Here is a 17,719-nt window from a genome sequence, read left to right as displayed (position 1 = left end):
ATGGTTCCAGTCGAAAGGGCGAATTTTCCTCAGACGGCCTGGCTCTGCACGTAAAAGCGTTCCGCAATTCGTTCTGCGGCCGAGTAGGCTTGCGTGACAATCTCAGGAACGAGATCGATGTCCGGCAAGCTGCCGAGACCGAGCGGGCCAACCGCAAAGAGGCCATCGACCGCAGAACCGTCGTCGAGGAACGGTTCGCCGCAAGCATTGACCGCGAGTCCGAGCGCAAGCTCGTCGGGCATGACGAGACGCGCCGCAAGCAAGCTCTGGATCAGGGGAGCGGAAAGGTCTGGCGCATGGCAACGGCAATCGATGATACGCTCAGCATGGATGACTTCCTCGCTGGTCGAACCCGCCGGTGTGAAAAAAAGGCCGCTGAGACCCCGGCGCCCGGCGCGGCCGCGCCTTAGCACGGTATGGCCCTCTGCAAGCTCTTGCTTCAGCCGGAGATGCATCGCCTCCGGCAGACGGTTCCGATGGCTATCGTAGATGGCACGAAGATGCCTGTTGAACTGGCGCTTCTCGTGTGCCGGCAGCGAACGCCAGAGCGAGCGGGCGTGCCTGCGAAGGCCGTTCATGACCGACTGCCAGCTTCGCCCTTCCTCTTCCGCCTCGCGGCAGGCCTGGCGGATGAAGCGGACGATATCAGGCAGGCTTTGCGGCAGCGCCTCGGCCGGGAAAACCGGATCGGCGGAATTCGGCGTGTGGCTCTGCGGCAGGAAACCGTGGCGTGAAATGATCGTCACCTGCCCGGTATAGCCGGCGTCACGAAGCTGCAGCAGCTGATCCACGACGCGAATGCCGCTTCCGAGAAGCACCGTATGCGGCCGGGCGACGAGGCGCTGCGCCCTGACGGGTGAAACCTCCTGCTCTTCGGCATCCGGTCGAGGCAGGCCGTAACCCGTCGCGAGAATGACGGTATCGAAAAGCGGGTTGGAAGGATTGGCACTTTCCAGGAGGAAGCGGCTGCCATGGCTCCTGCGGATTGCCACGACCGGATCGTGGCAGACCTGGACGGTGATATCCCGGCGGGCGGCGAGCGCTTCGGAAAAGCGCTGATAGACATAATCGCTGAAAATTTCCCTGGGAACGAAGATCTGCCGGAAGCCGGGAATGGCGGCCGGCACAGCGGCGCGAAACTCGGCATTGCTACAGAGCCAATCGTTGAAATCGTCAGGTTCACCGAGCGAAACCGAGAGATCGCGAACACGCGTATTGAGAATGGTGGACGATCGCGCCGAGGAGAGAGCCTGACCACCGTTTACCGTGGAGTTCGGGTCGAAAAGCTGGAGGTGGAACGGCGCGCGTATGGTGCGCATCAGCGCGACCGCCATCATCATGCCGGAAAAACCGCGGCCGACGATCGCGATTCGGGGAACGGCGGAAATCTGTGCCGCCGCATTCGCCTTGCCGGAAAAAAGTCGCTGAACCGTCATCTCAACTCCCTTGCGGCTCATCCGCATGTGTCTCGATCAAGGTTTCAACGCAGAACATCTGAAGCCATGCGTTGGGCAGGTTCATGCGGCCGTGCAAACTTTCGCCGCCGGGCCGGGTTCCGTCACGGAACCGTGACAAGATGAAAGGCATCCTCGTCCAGCCCATAGTCTATTAAACTAGTCGTGTATGAAAGCGCGAAAAACGCGAGGTGGCAAGAAGTTTATTTTACCACCTGTCCAACTCGTTGATCCGATACGGAAAACTTGGCTATCTATGCGAGGATTTCGGCAGTGAAAGAAAAGCGTGCCGTTTCGCCTGCGGCAAGCATCATAGTGTAGGGACGCCCCTCCAGATCGTCCGAACCGCCATTTTCGGCGGCCGTCCCGTGCCAGGGCTCGACGCAGAGGAAGGGAGCGCCGGGCTTTGTCCAAAGGGCTAGGTTGGGCAGGTTCTCGAAGTTGAAATGAATGGCCGGGCCGGCTTCGGCCCCATATCGCAGGCCCGTGCCTGCCCCTTCGGGAAAGATCATCGCGTCCTGCTCGAACATCGAATGGTCGAGTACGAGACTGCCCGCTTTAAAGGGCGAAGCAAGTCTCTTCGGCGAGATCAGGCCGCCTTCGAGCCGGACGAGCGGCGGCTCGGCGCCGTTGTCCAGCGTGACGGTATGCTGCTTGTCTGCAGCACCAGGCAGCGGCCAGACGAATGCCGCGTGGAAGCCGAGACCGAAAGGCATCGGACGCCTGTCACGGTTGGTCACTTCAGCAGCAACGGTGAGCGCCTGGCCTTCGATGCTATGGATGACGGCCAGCAGGAAGTCGAAGGGGTAGACAGCCTTCGTCGTCTCCGAAGCGGCCAGTTCGTAGCGGCAGCTCGTCTCGGAGGAGGAAGCCAGTGCAAATTCGCTCCGGCGGGCAAAGCCGTGCTGGGCCATCGGTGCACTATGACCGGCAACCTTCAGCGTATCGTTCGGCGCCTTGCCGACCATTGGAAACAGAATGGGTGAACGGCCTGTCCAGAAGGCGGCATCGCCGTTCCAGACCCAGGAGCGGCCGTCGCCCGATGTCAGCGACTGCATTTCCGCCCCGAGAGAGGAAACGTCAACGGTGAGAAACTGATTTGCGATCCGGACCGTGGATGACATCGGGCGCCTCTTCGTGCTGGTTGGCGAGCGGACCTTACATGCCCGCCAGCCGGATTTCCACTGGCGATGCGGCGACGCGGCAATTTCGTTTTCGAGCTGAAGATTGCGCCTTTAACGTGTGCAGAGTGGGGCCGTACGGTAACGCTACCGTCCAAAGCGAGCAAGGCTCACGTAAAAATAACCAGCTGGTGAATTCTTTACTTGAACCCCCCGCCGGAATCGGCAAAAGTGAATGCGCTATCAATCCCTTCATGGATTTGCCGTCTTTTCGGGCCATCTGGTCCGAGCACACATCTATTGGAAAAATACCGTGAGCAGCGATGCGTCCATACGCGCGACGAAGCCTTCTGCTTCGATGGCGCTTGCAACCGCGGCAGGGTGGGGCAAGGGCCTCTACACACTGTTCCGCATTACCGTCATGGCTTTCCGCCATCCCTGGCAAGCAGGCCTCGCGATCGTCGCCACGCTGATCGCCTCGACCTTCCAGCTGCTGATCCCTCGTCTGCTTGGGCGGGCCGTCGATCATACGCAGGTGGCGCTTCACCGTGGCACGATCGGACAGCAGGCGCAGGACGCACTTCTGACGACAGCGTTGCTTCTGCTCGGCGCCAGCGTGCTGCGCGGCATCTTCACGATGATCCAGAACTATTACAGCGAGTCGGTCGGCCACCACATGGGCTACGAGCTGCGCCTTGCCTGTTACGAGAAGATCCAGCGCCTCTCGTTCTCCTTCCACGACACCGTGCATTCCGGCGACCTCATCACCGTCGGCCTGCTCGATCTGGAAGGGGTGCGCATGTATTTTTCGACCGCACTCGTGCGTGTCTTCCTGCTCTCGATGCTGATCGGTATCGGCGCCTACATGCTACTGACGACGGACGTCGTGCTCGGCCTGCTGGCGCTTTCCTTCGTGCCCTTCGTCGGCTGGCGATCATCCGTGACCCAGCTGCGGCTGCGCGCTACCTGGCTTGACCTCCAGCAGAGGCTGTCGGTGCTTACGCGCATCATGGAGGAAAATCTCGGCGGCATTCGCGTCGTGCGCGCCTTCGCCGCGCAGGAGCATGAACTTTCGAAATTCGAGGCTGCCTCGAAGAGCGCGCTGGAGCTTGCCCATCAGCGCGTCGGCATCCGTGTCACCAACACCAGCGCCATGACATTCTCCTTCTTTGCGGCGATGGGACTGGTCCTATGGATCGGCGGCGGCAAGGTGCATTCTGGGGAGATCACCGTCGGTACACTCGCCTCGTTCCTGACCTTCATGACCATCCTGCAGATGCCGGTGCGCCAGCTCGGTCTGATGGTAAACGCCTTTGCCCGCGCATCCACTTGCGGCACGCGCCTTTTCGAGCTGCTGGACCTTGAGATCGCCGTGCGTGATGCGCCCGATGCCAAAGAATTGAAGGTCACCGACGGCACCCTGCGTTTCGAAAATGTCAGCTTCGCCTATCCGAGCTCGCCGATGCACGAGGTGCTGCATGGCGTCAGCTTTGAAGCAAGGCGCGGCGAGACGATCGGCATCGTCGGTCCGCCTGGCAGCGGTAAGTCGACACTCGCGCACCTCATCCCGCGCTTCTATGATGCGACTGGCGGCAGGATCACCATCGATGGTCAGGATATTCGCAAGGCAACGCTGCAGTCGCTGCGCCGCTCCGTCGCCGTGGTGCAGCAGGATTCCTTCCTCTTCACCACGACGATCGAAAATAACATCGCCTATGGCGACCCCTGGGCCAAGGAAAGCCGCATCGAACGGGCCAGCGAAAGCGCCCAGCTTCACAACTACGTGCTCGGCCTGCCGACCGGTTACGGCACCGTCGTCGGGGAACGCGGCGTCTCGCTTTCAGGCGGCCAGCGCCAGAGGCTTTCGATTGCACGCGCGCTGATGCTCAAACCCGCCGTGATGGTGTTCGACGATTCGACCGCAGCCATTGACGCGGCCACCGAGCAGCGCATTCGCGGCGCCATGCGCCGCTATGCCGCCGACCGCGTGACAATCATCGTTGCCCACCGCCTGAGCTCACTGATGCATGCCGACAGGATCTTCTTCATCGAGGATGGCCGCATCGTCGAACAGGGCACGCATAACGAGCTTCTGGCGCTCGGTGGACGATACAAGGCGCTTTACGAATTGCAGGTGCGACCGGGCGACGACGCTTTGAGCGCGTAAGAAACCGGCGCAGGAGGAAACACGATGGCCGAGGAACTGGAAACCGAGCGTCCGGACGTGCGCGAGGATGGAAGACGCCCGCCGAGAGCGGTGGTCGGATCGCACCGCATCGAAGAGGAAATCTTCGGCAAAGTCTTCGATTCCAACATCGTCAAGCGTATCTGGGCCTTCGTGCATCCCTACCGGCGCGATGTCGTCCTGTCGGTCATTTCAGTGCTGATCTTCACTGGCATGCAGCTGCTCATTCCGCTGATCATTCGCTATGCCATCGACCACGGCATGCAGCCGGGCGGCAACAGCACCGCGCTCAGCTGGGCGATCATCGCCTTCCTGATCGCCATTCTCATCAACTATGGCGCCAGCTATGCCCAGGAGACGCTGGTAGGCGGAGTAGCCGAAAACGTGCTGTTCGATATGCGCAAGGCGATGTTCTCGCATCTGCAGCGCGTCTCGCTGTCCTTCATGGACAAGACCGAGGTCGGCCGATTGATGTCGCGTCTGCAGGGCGACGTCAACTCGATGCAGGAATTTCTGGAAACCTGCGTTCTATCGGTCGGCGATATCTTCCTTCTCTTCGGCATTGTCTTCGTGATGCTTTATCTCGACTTCAAGCTCGGGCTGCTGACGCTGTCGGCGCTCCCTGTGCTTTTCGTCGTGCGTCTCTTCTGGCTGCCGCTTGCACGCAAATCCTTCATGGCCGCGCATGAGACGAATTCGGTGGCAAACGGGGCGCTTGCCGAAGCGATCCACGGCGTGCGCGCCGTCCAGAGCATGGACAGGCAGGAGGTCAACTTCCAGCTCTATGATGACAAAGCACACGCCAACCTGCTGACGCATCTGACGGCGGCCCGCTATGCCCAGGTAATGGTGCCGATCGTCGATTCGCTGACCGGCATCGCGATGGCGCTCGTCATCGTCGTCGGCGGCTCGCGCGTCTTGAACCAGGCACTCGACGTCGGCGTGCTCGTCGCTTTCCTCTTTTACATCCAGCGCTTCTTCGACCCGATCCGCTCACTGACACTGCAATATTCCGTCATGCAGCGCGCCATGGCTTCCGGCCAGCGGCTGACCGACGTGCTCGATGTGCCGATTGAAATCAAGGACGCACCCGATGCAAAGATACTGTCGCCCGACATGGACGGCTCTGTCGAATTCCGCGATGTCGTCTTCGGCTACAATCCCAAACATCCGGTGCTCAAGCATGTGAGCTTCAGGGTCAATCCCGGCGAGACGGTCGCCCTTGTGGGCCCGACCGGCTCGGGCAAATCGAGCTGCATGTCGTTGATCCATCGCTTTTACGAGGTGCAGCAGGGACAGGTCTTGGTCGGCGGGCACGACGTGCGCGAGTTGACGCAGGATTCGCTCGGCCAGCAGATCGCCATGGTCCTGCAGGAGCCCTTCCTGTTCACCGGCACCGTCTTCGAAAACATCCGCTACCACAAGACGGAAGCCACCCGGGAACAGGTGATCGAAGCCGCCAAGGCCGTCGGCGCGCACGACTTCATCATGCGCCTGCCCCAGGGCTATGACAGCATGCTCGGCGAGCGCGGTGGCAATCTATCGCTTGGCCAGCGCCAGCTTCTCTCCTTCGCCCGTGCGCTGGTGGCAGATGCCAAAATCCTCGTGCTCGATGAGGCGACGGCGAATATCGACAGTTACACTGAAATGCTGATCCAGAAGGCACTGGTCAAACTGCTTGAGAACCGCACCGGCCTCGTCATCGCTCACCGTCTGGCGACGATCCGCGAAGCGGACCGCATCATCGTGCTGCAGAACGGCGAGATCGTCGAAAGCGGCAATCATCAGCAGCTGATGAAAAACGGCAAGCTTTATTCGAAGCTCTATAACCTCAACTACGCATCCTTCGATGACATTCCCGAGGATGTGCTTGTGGCGAGCGAGGTAGAAAGCCCCAACGCCACATAGCGTCCAAGACAGTTTTGATCCACAGAAGCTTTTCTTGGTCGGGAAACGTGAGGCGGAAGGGCTCGCGCGACGTATAGACGGAGAATTTCTCAGAACATGTAGACGGGTAATTTTTACTGTCTTTTATTGTACGTCAATTTTGCTCTTACACGCGAGTATTTATTTGTTGCCATCGTCGATTAATAGGTTAGAAATACAATTGATTAATCGAAAGGCCGGCTTCCCGTAGCCACTGACTTTCCAACGTGGCGTCGCGGCCGATCGCGACGCAGCACGCAGTCTTAGGTGAAATCGGCCACCGATGTGCTCGCGGTTTGCCGAGATCGTAGCCGTAAAGCCGAGACCGAAAAGACCACGCCGACCGCCCTCGCCGCCAAACAAACAGCTTCGGTCGGCACTGGATGAGAACGCTAATCGAGCGTGCCCAGAAGACCACCACGAATGACATCTAGCGTAGGAGGATGGATGTGGTGCGGCGGCATATGTTCAGATGCCGCCTCCAAATGGTCGAGCCGACGCCGGCGGTTTGGCCTGAAGATCGTATTCCGACCCTCAGGAGCGGGCCACTTTCTCGAAAATGCGTCCGAGACGCTCGGCAAACGCACGCGAATCCGCGGGCTTGTCACCATCAAGAATACGGGCCTGGTCGAAAAGCAGCCAGGCGGCATCTTCCTTGAGCGGCGAATTATCCTCCAAGCCAGCGATTGCCCTGACCATCGCGTGATCCGGATTGATTTCCAGAATCGGCTTGGCCGCGTCCTGAAGGCGCCCGGCGCTCTGTAGGAATTTCTCCATCTGCCGATCGTAGCTTCCTTCGGGGGCGACAAGGCAGACGGCGCTTTCGGTCAGACGGACCGATGCCCTGACATCCGCGACCTGGTCGGCAAGCTTGTCCTTGGCGAAGGCAATGAACGATTCAGCACCGGCGGTCGTCTCCGGCGATGAAGCCTTTTCGTTGTCCAGCAAGGAAAATTGCGACAATTCGGCCGCGCCCTGGGTGATCGACTTGAACGTCTTGCCCTGAAATTCGGGGGCGTTCATGACCCAGAAGCTGTCGATCTGGTCCGTCAGCAGCAACACCTCGATGCCTCGGGCGCGGAATCCTTCCAATTGCGGCGATGCCCTCAACTGTTCAAGGCTGGCGCCGGCGAGGTAGTAGATCGTATTCTGTCCATCCTTGGCATCCTTCACATAGTCGGCAAGCGAACGATAGCCCTCCCCCGAAGTAGTCGTGCGGAAACGCGAAAGAGCCAAAAGCTGGGCACGGCGCTCGAAATCTTCGTAGATGCCTTCCTTCAGAACGGCGCCGAAATTCTTCCAAAGCGTAAGGAAGGTGTCTTCTTCGTTTTCCGCAAGCTTTTCGATCGCGCTGATGATCCTGCTGGTGACACCTTTCCTTATGGACGACAGGACGGGGCTTTCCTGGATCATCTCGCGCGAGACGTTGAGCGGTAGGTCGGATGTGTCGACAAGGCCGCGCACGAAACGGAGATAACGCGGCAGGAGCCCGGCGTCGTCGGTAATGAAGACCCGCTTGACGTAGAGCTTCATCCGTCCGGTGCGCTCAGGGTCGAACAGGTCGAAGGGCTGTGAACCTGGAACGAACGCAAGGGCGCTATATTCATGCCTTCCCTCCGCCCGGAAGTGCACGGTCAGTGCAGGTTCGTCATACTGACCTGAGATCCCGCGATAAAAATCACGGTATTCGTCCTTGCTGACGTCATTTTTCGATTTTGTCCAAAGCGCGCTTCCGTCGGTGATCCGCACCGGTTCGCCTCCGGGCTTATCGACAATGCTTATTGCGACGGGCACATGACCTGACTGCTCCTTCACGATCTGCTCGATCGTCCAGCGGGACGTATACTTCTTCGCCTCCTGCGTTAGATGAAGCAGGATGCGCGTACCGCGCGGCGGCGCCTCGGCGATATCGGCCGGGCTGACGCTGTAGTTACCCTTGCCGTCGGAAGACCAGAGCCAGGCCTCGTCTGAACCGGCGCGACGCGAGATGACGTCGACACGCTCGGCTACCATGAAGCAGGAATAGAAACCGACGCCGAACTGGCCGATCAATTGTGCCCCTTCGCCGGCCTTGCCGGATTCCAGCCGTTCCATAAAGGCCCGCGTTCCAGACCGGGCGATGGTCCCGAGCGCTTCGATCAGTTCCTCTCGGCTCATCCCGATCCCGTTGTCTTCGACGGAAAGCTGCCGATGCTCTTCGTCGAGCGACAGAATAATGCGGCTTTCGGGATCGGATCCGGAAAGGGATGGCGTTTCGATCGATTCGTAGCGCAACTTTTCGCAGGCGTCGGCGGCGTTCGAAATCAGTTCGCGCAGGAAGACGTCTTTGTCCGAATAGACCGAGTGCACCATCATATGCAGAAGGCGGGCGACGTCGGCCTCGAAGACGTGGCTTTCGGCAGGCTTTTCTGCAGCGGTCGGCATGAGTGCAATTTCTCCTTCAGTTTTGAAAATGGCGTCGATGAGGTGGCAAAGTCCTGCGCGAAATTCAAGAGGAACATAATAGCTCGCCATCTGCATGTGGTCGGGCTGCCACTTCAGGAAAAACAGGTGACAGCTTGGGGCAAACATTGACTCGTCGAAACGGCGCTTACTCTATGGGCTTGCCGGTACCTATGGCTGCCGGCCCAGGGAAACTCGAAAACGAACCCACCATCCCTCTGCTAGCGACTGCAATGGCGGCCTCACATGCAACCCTTCGATCAGGCCCTCCGCTTGAGCGCCATGCTTGGCCCATTGCCTAACATATATTTTCACCCATCCGGGAACCTCGCGTCTTCCACCTTGTTCGAAAGTGCTTGATGACCGAGCGAGGGAAGAAATGAGCAGCGCTGATCGCAAAGCGGGATTCGGAATGATTAAATTCGTGGTAGCGATTTGTCTTGCCGCTCTCCTTCTTGCAGGAATCTATTTCTTCGCAGTGACACCCAAGGCACCATCGCAGGGACAGCCATCTCCACACGCGCTTGACCAGAGCAGATAGGCTTTAGGAACAAAACAGCCGCACCAAGGTTGCTCTCTCAATGCGCAGATGCCGGAGTTCATCCAGAGAAAACGGCTCGCTACTACGACGATGGCGAACGAAACCCCGCGCTGTGCCCCTCTTTGCTTCTTATCGCCCACCGGAGGATACCTTGAATACCGCTAATCTTCAGCTCGAAGGCATGGTCATGGCTGTCGCATCGCTCTGCGAAGCGTTGGTCGACAAGGGTTTGCTGAACCACAAAGAAGTGGGCGCCGCATTTGAACGAGCAATGCAGGCAGTCGAACAGGATGACGCCCACCAGCTATCCGAAGCCAATCTGGCGGCCGCCACCTTTCCGGTCCGTCTTCTCAGCCTGGCAAATCAGGCGCATGAACGTGGAAAGAAATTCACCTTCTCTGACTACGCGGCCATTGTGGGGAAACTGACGTGATGTCAGTTCTTTTAGCTCGGCGTGCGTAGCGCGCGCTTGTCCGACCGGCATCTCAGTCTCCGGTTCACATCGCCCGCGGATCATCAGCCAGAAGCCAGAATTAGATGCTCGTCTTCGCTTCCGCATGTCTTCTAATGCGAAGATCTTCCTTTTTGTACGCCGGAAGAAGAAGTGCCAGGGCCGATCGGCTCATGGCATCCTCAAATTCTTTGCTGAGGAGATGGCCGCTCGCGCCGTCCTCTTGTCACGGAGAGGATTTCGTGGGGCGCTTGCAGAGCGCCCTCTCCCGAGCACGGCGCGGAGTAGCCGCGGTCTGCAGCTCAATACCTGCAGGACAGTGCGTTAGTCGGCCTGAAGCCTTGGCTGCAGGCGGGGTTCCTCGAATTCCAAGGCTGATACTGGAAATCAGCGCCACTTGTTCTTTGGTGCGTCGTGCACGAAGTAGCCAGGGCCGCCAATCCGATAACCAGTCCAATTATTGTAAGTTTGCATACACTGCTCATCGTGGTCATCTTAATGCCAGCGACTTGCCGGAGAATGGCGTAAGTGGACCGCACCGCCGACTTTAGTGGGGTCAGGGCTTCAATCCCCCGGCTGCGCGGTCCGCGCGTCTAATTCGGACTGGAGACTTAAGTTCCACCGCCAGCTGAAAACGTGAGTCACGAATATCAACTGAAATACAAACGGCGTGAAACTGGGGGAGCATACGGTTCGGGACTTCTATTTGCCCCGCCAGAGATGAAGGCTACGCGGCGCGGCCTCAGCAGATGCGATCCGCATGATTCTGGAACCAAAACTTGACGCCGGCGTTGGACACAAGCCACGCACGCTTCGCCGTCCCGTGTGCCGAGGTTCAGTGAAGATGGCGGGCAAAGGCGCGAGCGGTTCCCAAACAACATCCAGCATACGACGCTATCCTGTCGGAGCCGAACGCGTTTGCGCCGCAGTTTCGTTCCGCATCTGGGCACCGTCGCATCAGCGCGTTTACCTCGTGCTCGACGATGGCGCCGAATACCCAATGCAAGCCGAAGGCGACGGCTATTTCCGGCTCGACCTTGCACATGGACAACCTGGGCTGCTCTACCGCTTTCGTCTGGGCGACGGCAGAGAGCTATATGCTGACCCGGCATCACGTTTTCAGCCGGAGGGCCCTTCCGGCTCCTCAATGGTGGTCGACCCTTTCCACTATGGCTGGCGCGACCATGACTGGCGCGGCGTGAAGGCAGACGGGCAGGTTCTCTACGAAATACATATCGGCACCTTCACGAAAGAGGGAACCTATGCCGCTGCGGTCAAGAAACTTCCGCTGCTGAGGGACATCGGGATCACTTGCTTGGAGATGATGCCTGTCAATGAGTTTTGCGGGACCTTCGGCTGGGGCTACGACGGGGTGCTGCCTTACGCGCCGACCCACCTTTATGGCACGGCCGATGACCTTAGGTCCTTCGTGGACGAGGCCCACACTGTCGGACTGGGCGTGATAATCGACGTCGTCTACAATCATTTCGGCGCAGGCGAGCGATATGCCGACTTCACGCCCGACTATTTTACCGATCGCTACGCCAATGAGTGGGGTAGGTCGATCAACTTCGATGGTAAGAACTGCCAGGGTGTGCGCACCTTCGTTGCCGGCAATGCGGCCTATTGGATCGACGAGTTTCACTTCGACGGGTTAAGAATCGATGCTACGCAGGCGCTCTTCGACAGCAGCGACGAGCACATCCTGGCGGCCATAGTGCACGAGGCTCGGGCGGCAGCGAATGGCAAATCCATCTATCTCGTCGGCGAAAATGAACCTCAGGACACGCGCCTGGTCAGACCGACAGGTCGCGGCGGCCTTGGACTGGACTCCGTCTGGAACGACGATTTCCACCATTCCGCAGTCGTTGCCCTGACGGGAAGGAATGACGCCTACTACCACGACCACCACGGAACGGCACAGGAGTTCGTTTCGGCAGCAAAATATGGCTACCTTTTCCAGGGGCAAAGGTACGACTGGCAAAACGCGAACCGTGGGCGGACGGGCCTCGGTTTGAAGGCGGCAAATTTCGTTCATTTCCTGCAGAACCACGATCAGATTGCCAACTCGGGCACCGGCGAGCGGATCGCAAGGCTCGCGTCGCCTTCGCGCATGCGGGCGATGACTGCGCTGTTCCTGCTCGGACCGCAGACTCCGATGCTGTTCCAGGGACAGGAATTTGGCGCTTCGAGCCCGTTCTTTTATTTCGCGGATCAAACTGGCGATCTCGAAGCGATCGTCCGAAACGGACGCCTGGACTTCCTCAGGCAGTTTCCGAACCTCCAAGATGAAGCTTTCAGGGTCGTCATGCCGAAGCCATGCGACCGTTCTACGTTCGAACGCTCAAAGCTGGACTGGAGTGCGTTCGACGGCAATAGCCATATCGTTTCCCTGCACCGCGATCTGCTGCGCCTGCGACGTGAGAGGGAAGCATTCGCGCGAAGTGCGAATGCTTCGAGGGTGTCGGTCGATGGAAGCGTGCTCAGCCGCTCGGCCTTCCTTTTGCGTTATTTCGCAGAGAGCGCGGCAGACGAACGTCTGCTGATCGTCAATTTCGGAGAGAACCTTCCGGTCTTCAGTCTGGCAGATCCGCTCTTTGCACCTCCTGAGGGCTGCCAATGGGTCGTTGAATGGTCAAGTGAAGACCTTACCTACGGAGGATCCGGCAAACGACCCATCGACGTTCAGCAGCGGTGGGTGCTCGATGCCGATACCGCGCTTGTCTTTGCGCCGCTTCAGGCCGCCCGACAAAAAGCGCCTGATGATAAATCGCTTCGTCGATGGCAGAAAGCGATATCGAACGTCTGAACAGGCTCGCCCCGCCAGCTTGCCGCGTCTTCATGTTTTCGGCCAGCGTGCCTCGAGTCCATCAAAGGTCTTCGCTTCGGAACGACGCCGCCTCTATCTGGAAACTCAGTTGCCGGCTCAGCCGAGAGCCGAAATCTCGCCGACATACAAGCGACAATTCCGATCGATGATTTCGCAATCGCCGCGCCGGTTGAGATGTGCAGCCCTGTCAATTCATTCTGTCTGACGCCGTCATCCGATTTCTCGGAATGTAATCGAATAGCGAAGCTTGTCGACGGGCGGGATGGAATGCTCCCATTCAGAGCGGGCCGGGCCGGAGAGGACGTAGGCGGAGCCGGGTTCGGCGACTATCGAGGCGCGCTCCCACTTGCTGCCAATGCGGCGTCTTAATCTAAAGGTGCAAGGCGACAGCAGCGAGATGCCGACCACCCTGCCGAACACCTTCTTGTCCTTGTGCCAGCCGATTGGTGCGCCCGGCGAATACTCGGTGACGAGCGCCTGTTGCAGCTGATCGGGCTCGATGCCGGCAAATGCTGCCGCAAGGCTGCGCACCCGCAGAAGGAACGGCGGGATGTCGTCCGTACGGTTCACCCGCTCCGTGTCGAAGTCATATTTCCAGCCGTAGGAGATCACTCTCCGCTTGCCCTCGAAACCGTGGAAATCGAACGGCTTCAGCGGCAATTGCGGTATTTCGCGAAGGAGGTCCGAGTGGTCGGCCTGCGGAACGATATCGGGTTCGTAGCGAAATCCCTCGGGCAGTGCCGGCGCGGCTACTGCAAACAGGTCACCTTGCGCAATAGCCATGATGGCTTCTCCTGACTATCTGCTGCCTCGTTTTCATGGCCGGTACCGCCTCCCACACTGTCGTTTCCGATGATGATGCAGTGTTATTTTTCATGTTTTCGTCGTTGATGGTCGTCAGCCAAGCTGCTCGAGGATGATCGCTTTCAGTTCGGCGCGCGTCAGCAGGCACGGGTACGGCTTCTGATTCTTGGCCAGCCGATCGGCGCCTTCGCGCTGATCGCGCGGCGCTCGCTCTGCCGAAGCAGTGGCGCTGTTTGATATGTTCAATTGGAATCCTTTGACGGCCACGCAAAACAAGAGCAGTCGAGCGATTATGCGCTCGATCGTCTGCACCTCAGGGGTCTGCAGTGGCGATGTCGTTATGTGAGTGATCTCCAATAAATAAGATGAGCCGGACGGATTACAAGGCGGGCTGCCCGTGCGAACGCGCCCCTGCAAATGAAAATGGCGCTCAACGCAATCGGCAAGCAGCCAGGATCAACCAACGCCACCCGGCCCAAACGGCAAAATGACCAGGTACATCCTGCGCGTCCTAACTGGAACATTCAAGCCGGAGGGCCGTTAGGCCCGAGTTCAACGGAGGACGCCGCATGTACCATCACGTCAAGAAGCTCATGTACACGGTCCGCGTGGATGAGCCCGATCCCCGATTCGGAAATATGCTCCTTGAGCAGTTCGGTGGCGCCAACGGGGAGTTGGCGGCAGCGATGCAATATTCGATCCAAGGCCTGAATTGCGAGGATGCCGGGCGTAAAGACCTCCTGATGGATATCGGCACGGAGGAGCTCAGTCATCTCGAAATCGTTGGCACGCTTGCAAGAATGCACCTCAAACCGTTGAAGTCGGTTCGCGAGGAGGCGGAAGCCGATCCTTTGATCGCTATTGCTGGCGGCGGCGGCGTAAACCTCTTCAATTCGATGGGTAACCCGTGGACGGCCGACTATCTCAAGATCACCGGTGAGTTGGACGTGGACTTGCGAAGCAACATCGCAGCTGAAGCCCGTGCGAAGATCGTTTATGAACGCCTCATCGACTTCTGCCGCGATCCTGGCACGAAGGATGCCCTGCAATTTCTCATGACAAGAGAAATCACCCATATTCGAGCCTTCCAGCTCGCCCTCGAAAGCTTAGGCAAACCTCCCCTCAGTGTCGGAAGAATTGCTCCCACACCAGGATTGGTCGACCAGTTCTTCAACGACTCGACTGGCGAAGGCGATCTGGGCGAGGTCGATACCCGTGGTCCGTGGAACGAGGGAGAACCCTGGAAATTCGTGGAGGCTCCAGCATTTCAAGGTTTCAAGGGTGCCGGGAACGCTGCATCGGCCATAGAAGCGAGAAGCGCACCGCCGGAAGGTTCCGAAGCGATCCAGGCGGTTCTCGTGGACGAGCTTCGCGACCTCCTGCACGCTGAAAAGCAGTTGCTGAAGGCCCTACCCAAGATGCAGAAGGCAGCGCGCTCGCAGCAACTCCGCACTTTGCTGCAGAAGCATCTTGCTGAGACTGAGGTCCAGGTCGAACGGCTGAACGAGTGCCTGCAAGTACTCGGGTCCGCGGCAAGGGCAAAACCTTGCAAGGGAATGGCGGGCCTCGTCGAGGAAGGCGAGGAGGTCATGGCAGAAGGCAAGAAGAAAGAAGACGCTCCTGCAGATCTCGCGCTCATTGGAGCGGCGTTGCGCGTCGAGCATTACGAAATCGCCGCCTATACCACTGCTCGCAATCTTGCCCTTCAGCTTGCACAGCCGACGGTCGCTCAATTGCTAACGTTGTCACTGGGCGAGGAAAAGAACGCGGGTCATCTGTTGGATCAAGTGGCCCAGCCGCTGATGTCGGCGGCAAGGATGCCTTCCACCGTCCGTTGATGTCGCGATCATTGGATATTCTCATGAGATCGACAGCCATCGCGATCATCGGCGCTGTCGTGCTTGGCGGCTGCACCGGCGTAAACTACGAAGGTGCAGGACTGACGCCTATTCCCGGAAGCATCACCTATCGTGGCCAGCCGCACGGCAGCCTCACGAAATCGCCGATCGGATGGACCTTTCCGCATGATTTTACCGACCAGTTTGGCCGCCAAATGGAGGAAACCTACATTATTCGCCCAGATCGGACGCTGGCAATCGTGGGCCGTCAATACCGGCCGGATATTTCTCGAAATGATTGAGGCTGCGATGACCATCGGAAAACCAATGGCGGAGCACTCCCTGCGCAGCAGCTTTATGCGGTCAGCCCCCCGCGGTTTGCCACGCCTTGCTTTCGGTCATCTTTTCCCGCCAGGAGCGCTCCTGCAGCTGCTCTCACCCGACCATTCAAGCTATGGCGGCCCTCTCACGAAGCGCACGATCAACTGCCATTCGTAATTGCTCCTGAGTGAATGGTTTCGTCATCCGCAACATACCGTAATGGGTTAGATCCTCCTGGAGATCAGCATAACCGGACGCAAGAATAACGGGAATGCCGGGATAGGACGTATAAATATGACGGGCCAGGTCGGCGCCTGTCATTCCCGGCATTGCGTGGTCGGTCAGCACGAGATCGCACGGATTATCATCTGCCAACAGAAGCATCGCCTGAGAAGCCGAAGCAGCCTCAATCGTGCGATGTCCCAAATCCTCCAGCATCGCGATCGTGCCTAGCCTGACGAGCGCGTCGTCATCGACCACGAGAACCGTAAGCTGGGCGGAGGTCGGTGAGACTGGTTGCGCAGCATTCTCGGGCGCTATCGGCAACACCTCCTCGACCGGTTCAGTTACAGGCAACCAAATGGAAACAGTCGTGCCTGATCCCTTACGGCTGAATAGCTGGAGCAGCCCCCCAGACTGGGCTGCCAATCCATGAACCATAGACAGGCCGAGGCCAGTCCCCTTCCCGATCCCTTTGGTTGTGAAGAAGGGCTCGGTTGCCCGAGAAAGGGTCACCTCGTCCATGCCTTCGCCGGTGTCGGATACTGAGATGCGCAAGTACCTGCCTCCCTTTAGCGAAGAAGGAAGGTCGTCATCAGCAACGGCAGCCTCCACCCTTACGCTGCCGCCGAACTCCATGGCATCTCGAGCATTGATGAATAAATTGAGCAAACCGAGCTCGAGCTGGTTGCGGTCGATCAGGATCAACGGCAGCGAAAATGGAATCTTCTTTTGGATGGCAATACGAGGTCCCACGGCCTTGCTCAAAAGGTCTTCTATACCATCGAAGAGGCTCGCGAAGTCGATTGCCTCGGGCTTTAGATCCTGCCGGCGCGCGAATGACAGAAGCCGTTGCGTCAAAGCCGCGCCACGCTCTGCGGCCTGAAGAGCGTTGGCGATGAGACGCTCGCTTCGCTCGTCGTCAGGTATTCGCTTTTTCAACAGATTGAGGCTTCCGAGGATAGCCATCAGGAGATTGTTGAAATCATGCGCCACCCCACCAGTCAGTTGCCCGATCGTATCGAGCTTTTGGGCTTCAAACAGCTGCGCAAGCGCCTCTTCCCGCTCGTGTGTCTTTTGCTCGATCCGCTGCTCGAGCTCGTCGTTCAGCTGACGCAGTTGCGCCGACGATGCCTCGAGCTCGGCCGTACGCTGGTGCACCCGCGCCTCGAGGTCTGCATTCAGACGCTCGAGCTCCCGTGTTTTGCGGTAAAGATCAGCGAAGACCCTGACTTTGGCGCGCAGGACCTCCGGAACGATCGGAACCGAGACGTAATCGACGGCGCCGGCCTCGTATCCGCGCAACCGGTCGGGCTCCGCCATCATGACGGCAGAGACGAAAATGATCGCGGTATTCTGAAAGCGCGGATGCTCTCTGATCATGCTCACGAGCTCGAACCCGTCCTGTTCGGGCATGCAGACGTCGACCAGGATGACCGCGATTTCGTTGCGCAACAGATGCTCAAGCGCCTCTCGGCCGGATTGCGCCTTGATAAGGTTCTCTCCGAGTTCTTGGAGGACGACCTCGTAACTCAAGAGTTTCGCCGGCTGGTCATCCACCAAAAGGATATTGACTGGATTCATGAC

General features: G+C 58.8%; 12 protein-coding genes. 6 read left to right on the top strand and 6 right to left on the bottom strand.

Annotation, left to right across the window (positions count from 1 at the left end):
• Positions 1-29: 29 nt before the first annotated feature.
• Together EV281_RS17440 and EV281_RS17435 are read right to left on the bottom strand one after the other, a co-directional pair.
• On the bottom strand, positions 30-1,436 hold the full coding sequence (locus tag EV281_RS17440) for an FAD/NAD(P)-binding protein (protein WP_132654541.1): 1,407 nt from the start codon (positions 1,434-1,436) through the stop codon (positions 30-32).
• A gap of 272 nt (positions 1,437-1,708) precedes the next feature.
• Positions 1,709-2,578: an aldose 1-epimerase family protein gene (locus EV281_RS17435; protein WP_132654539.1), complete on the bottom strand. Its 870-nt coding sequence runs from the start codon at positions 2,576-2,578 to the stop codon at positions 1,709-1,711.
• A gap of 310 nt (positions 2,579-2,888) precedes the next feature.
• Here EV281_RS17435 and EV281_RS17430 point away from each other — a divergent pair, with 310 nt between their 5' ends.
• Together EV281_RS17430 and EV281_RS17425 are read left to right on the top strand one after the other, a co-directional pair.
• Complete coding sequence (locus EV281_RS17430; protein ID WP_184327391.1) at positions 2,889-4,742, top strand: ABC transporter ATP-binding protein; 1,854 nt, start codon at positions 2,889-2,891, stop codon at positions 4,740-4,742.
• Positions 4,743-4,766: 24 nt separating this feature from the next.
• Positions 4,767-6,668, top strand: coding sequence for an ABC transporter ATP-binding protein (locus tag EV281_RS17425; RefSeq protein WP_132654537.1), 1,902 nt, complete (start codon positions 4,767-4,769; stop codon positions 6,666-6,668).
• A 552-nt stretch (positions 6,669-7,220) separates the two neighbouring features.
• On the opposite strand, the gene htpG is transcribed toward EV281_RS17425, so the two are convergent.
• On the bottom strand, positions 7,221-9,110 hold the full coding sequence (gene htpG / locus EV281_RS17420) for a molecular chaperone HtpG (protein WP_132654535.1): 1,890 nt from the start codon (positions 9,108-9,110) through the stop codon (positions 7,221-7,223).
• A 710-nt stretch (positions 9,111-9,820) separates the two neighbouring features.
• Here htpG and EV281_RS17415 point away from each other — a divergent pair.
• Positions 9,821-10,102, top strand: a complete 282-nt coding sequence (locus EV281_RS17415) for a hypothetical protein (protein WP_132654533.1) — start codon at positions 9,821-9,823, stop codon at positions 10,100-10,102.
• An 862-nt stretch (positions 10,103-10,964) separates the two neighbouring features.
• Positions 10,965-12,929 (top strand): malto-oligosyltrehalose trehalohydrolase, encoded by a 1,965-nt coding sequence (gene treZ, locus EV281_RS17405; protein ID WP_132654529.1) that lies wholly within the window; start codon positions 10,965-10,967, stop codon positions 12,927-12,929.
• A gap of 231 nt (positions 12,930-13,160) precedes the next feature.
• On the opposite strand, the gene EV281_RS17400 is transcribed toward treZ, so the two are convergent.
• Positions 13,161-13,733, bottom strand: a complete 573-nt coding sequence (locus tag EV281_RS17400; protein ID WP_132654527.1) for an alpha-ketoglutarate-dependent dioxygenase AlkB — start codon at positions 13,731-13,733, stop codon at positions 13,161-13,163.
• A gap of 114 nt (positions 13,734-13,847) precedes the next feature.
• Positions 13,848-14,066, bottom strand: a complete 219-nt coding sequence (locus tag EV281_RS17395) for a hypothetical protein (protein WP_132654525.1) — start codon at positions 14,064-14,066, stop codon at positions 13,848-13,850.
• Positions 14,067-14,323: 257 nt separating this feature from the next.
• Between EV281_RS17395 and EV281_RS17390 the strand changes: the two genes are divergently transcribed.
• Positions 14,324-15,592, top strand: coding sequence for a DUF892 family protein (locus tag EV281_RS17390; RefSeq protein ID WP_132654523.1), 1,269 nt, complete (start codon positions 14,324-14,326; stop codon positions 15,590-15,592).
• Positions 15,593-15,615: 23 nt separating this feature from the next.
• Entirely contained in the window at positions 15,616-15,894 is a 279-nt protein-coding gene (locus tag EV281_RS17385; protein ID WP_132654521.1) for a hypothetical protein, read from the top strand.
• A gap of 145 nt (positions 15,895-16,039) precedes the next feature.
• On the opposite strand, the gene EV281_RS17380 is transcribed toward EV281_RS17385, so the two are convergent.
• On the bottom strand, positions 16,040-17,716 hold the full coding sequence (locus tag EV281_RS17380; RefSeq protein WP_132654519.1) for a response regulator: 1,677 nt from the start codon (positions 17,714-17,716) through the stop codon (positions 16,040-16,042).
• Between the last annotated feature and the right edge of the window lie 3 nt (positions 17,717-17,719).

Source organism: Rhizobium sp. BK418, from assembly GCF_004341105.1.
GTDB lineage: Bacteria > Pseudomonadota > Alphaproteobacteria > Rhizobiales > Rhizobiaceae > Rhizobium.
This window is presented reverse-complemented; position numbering and strand designations above follow the sequence as displayed.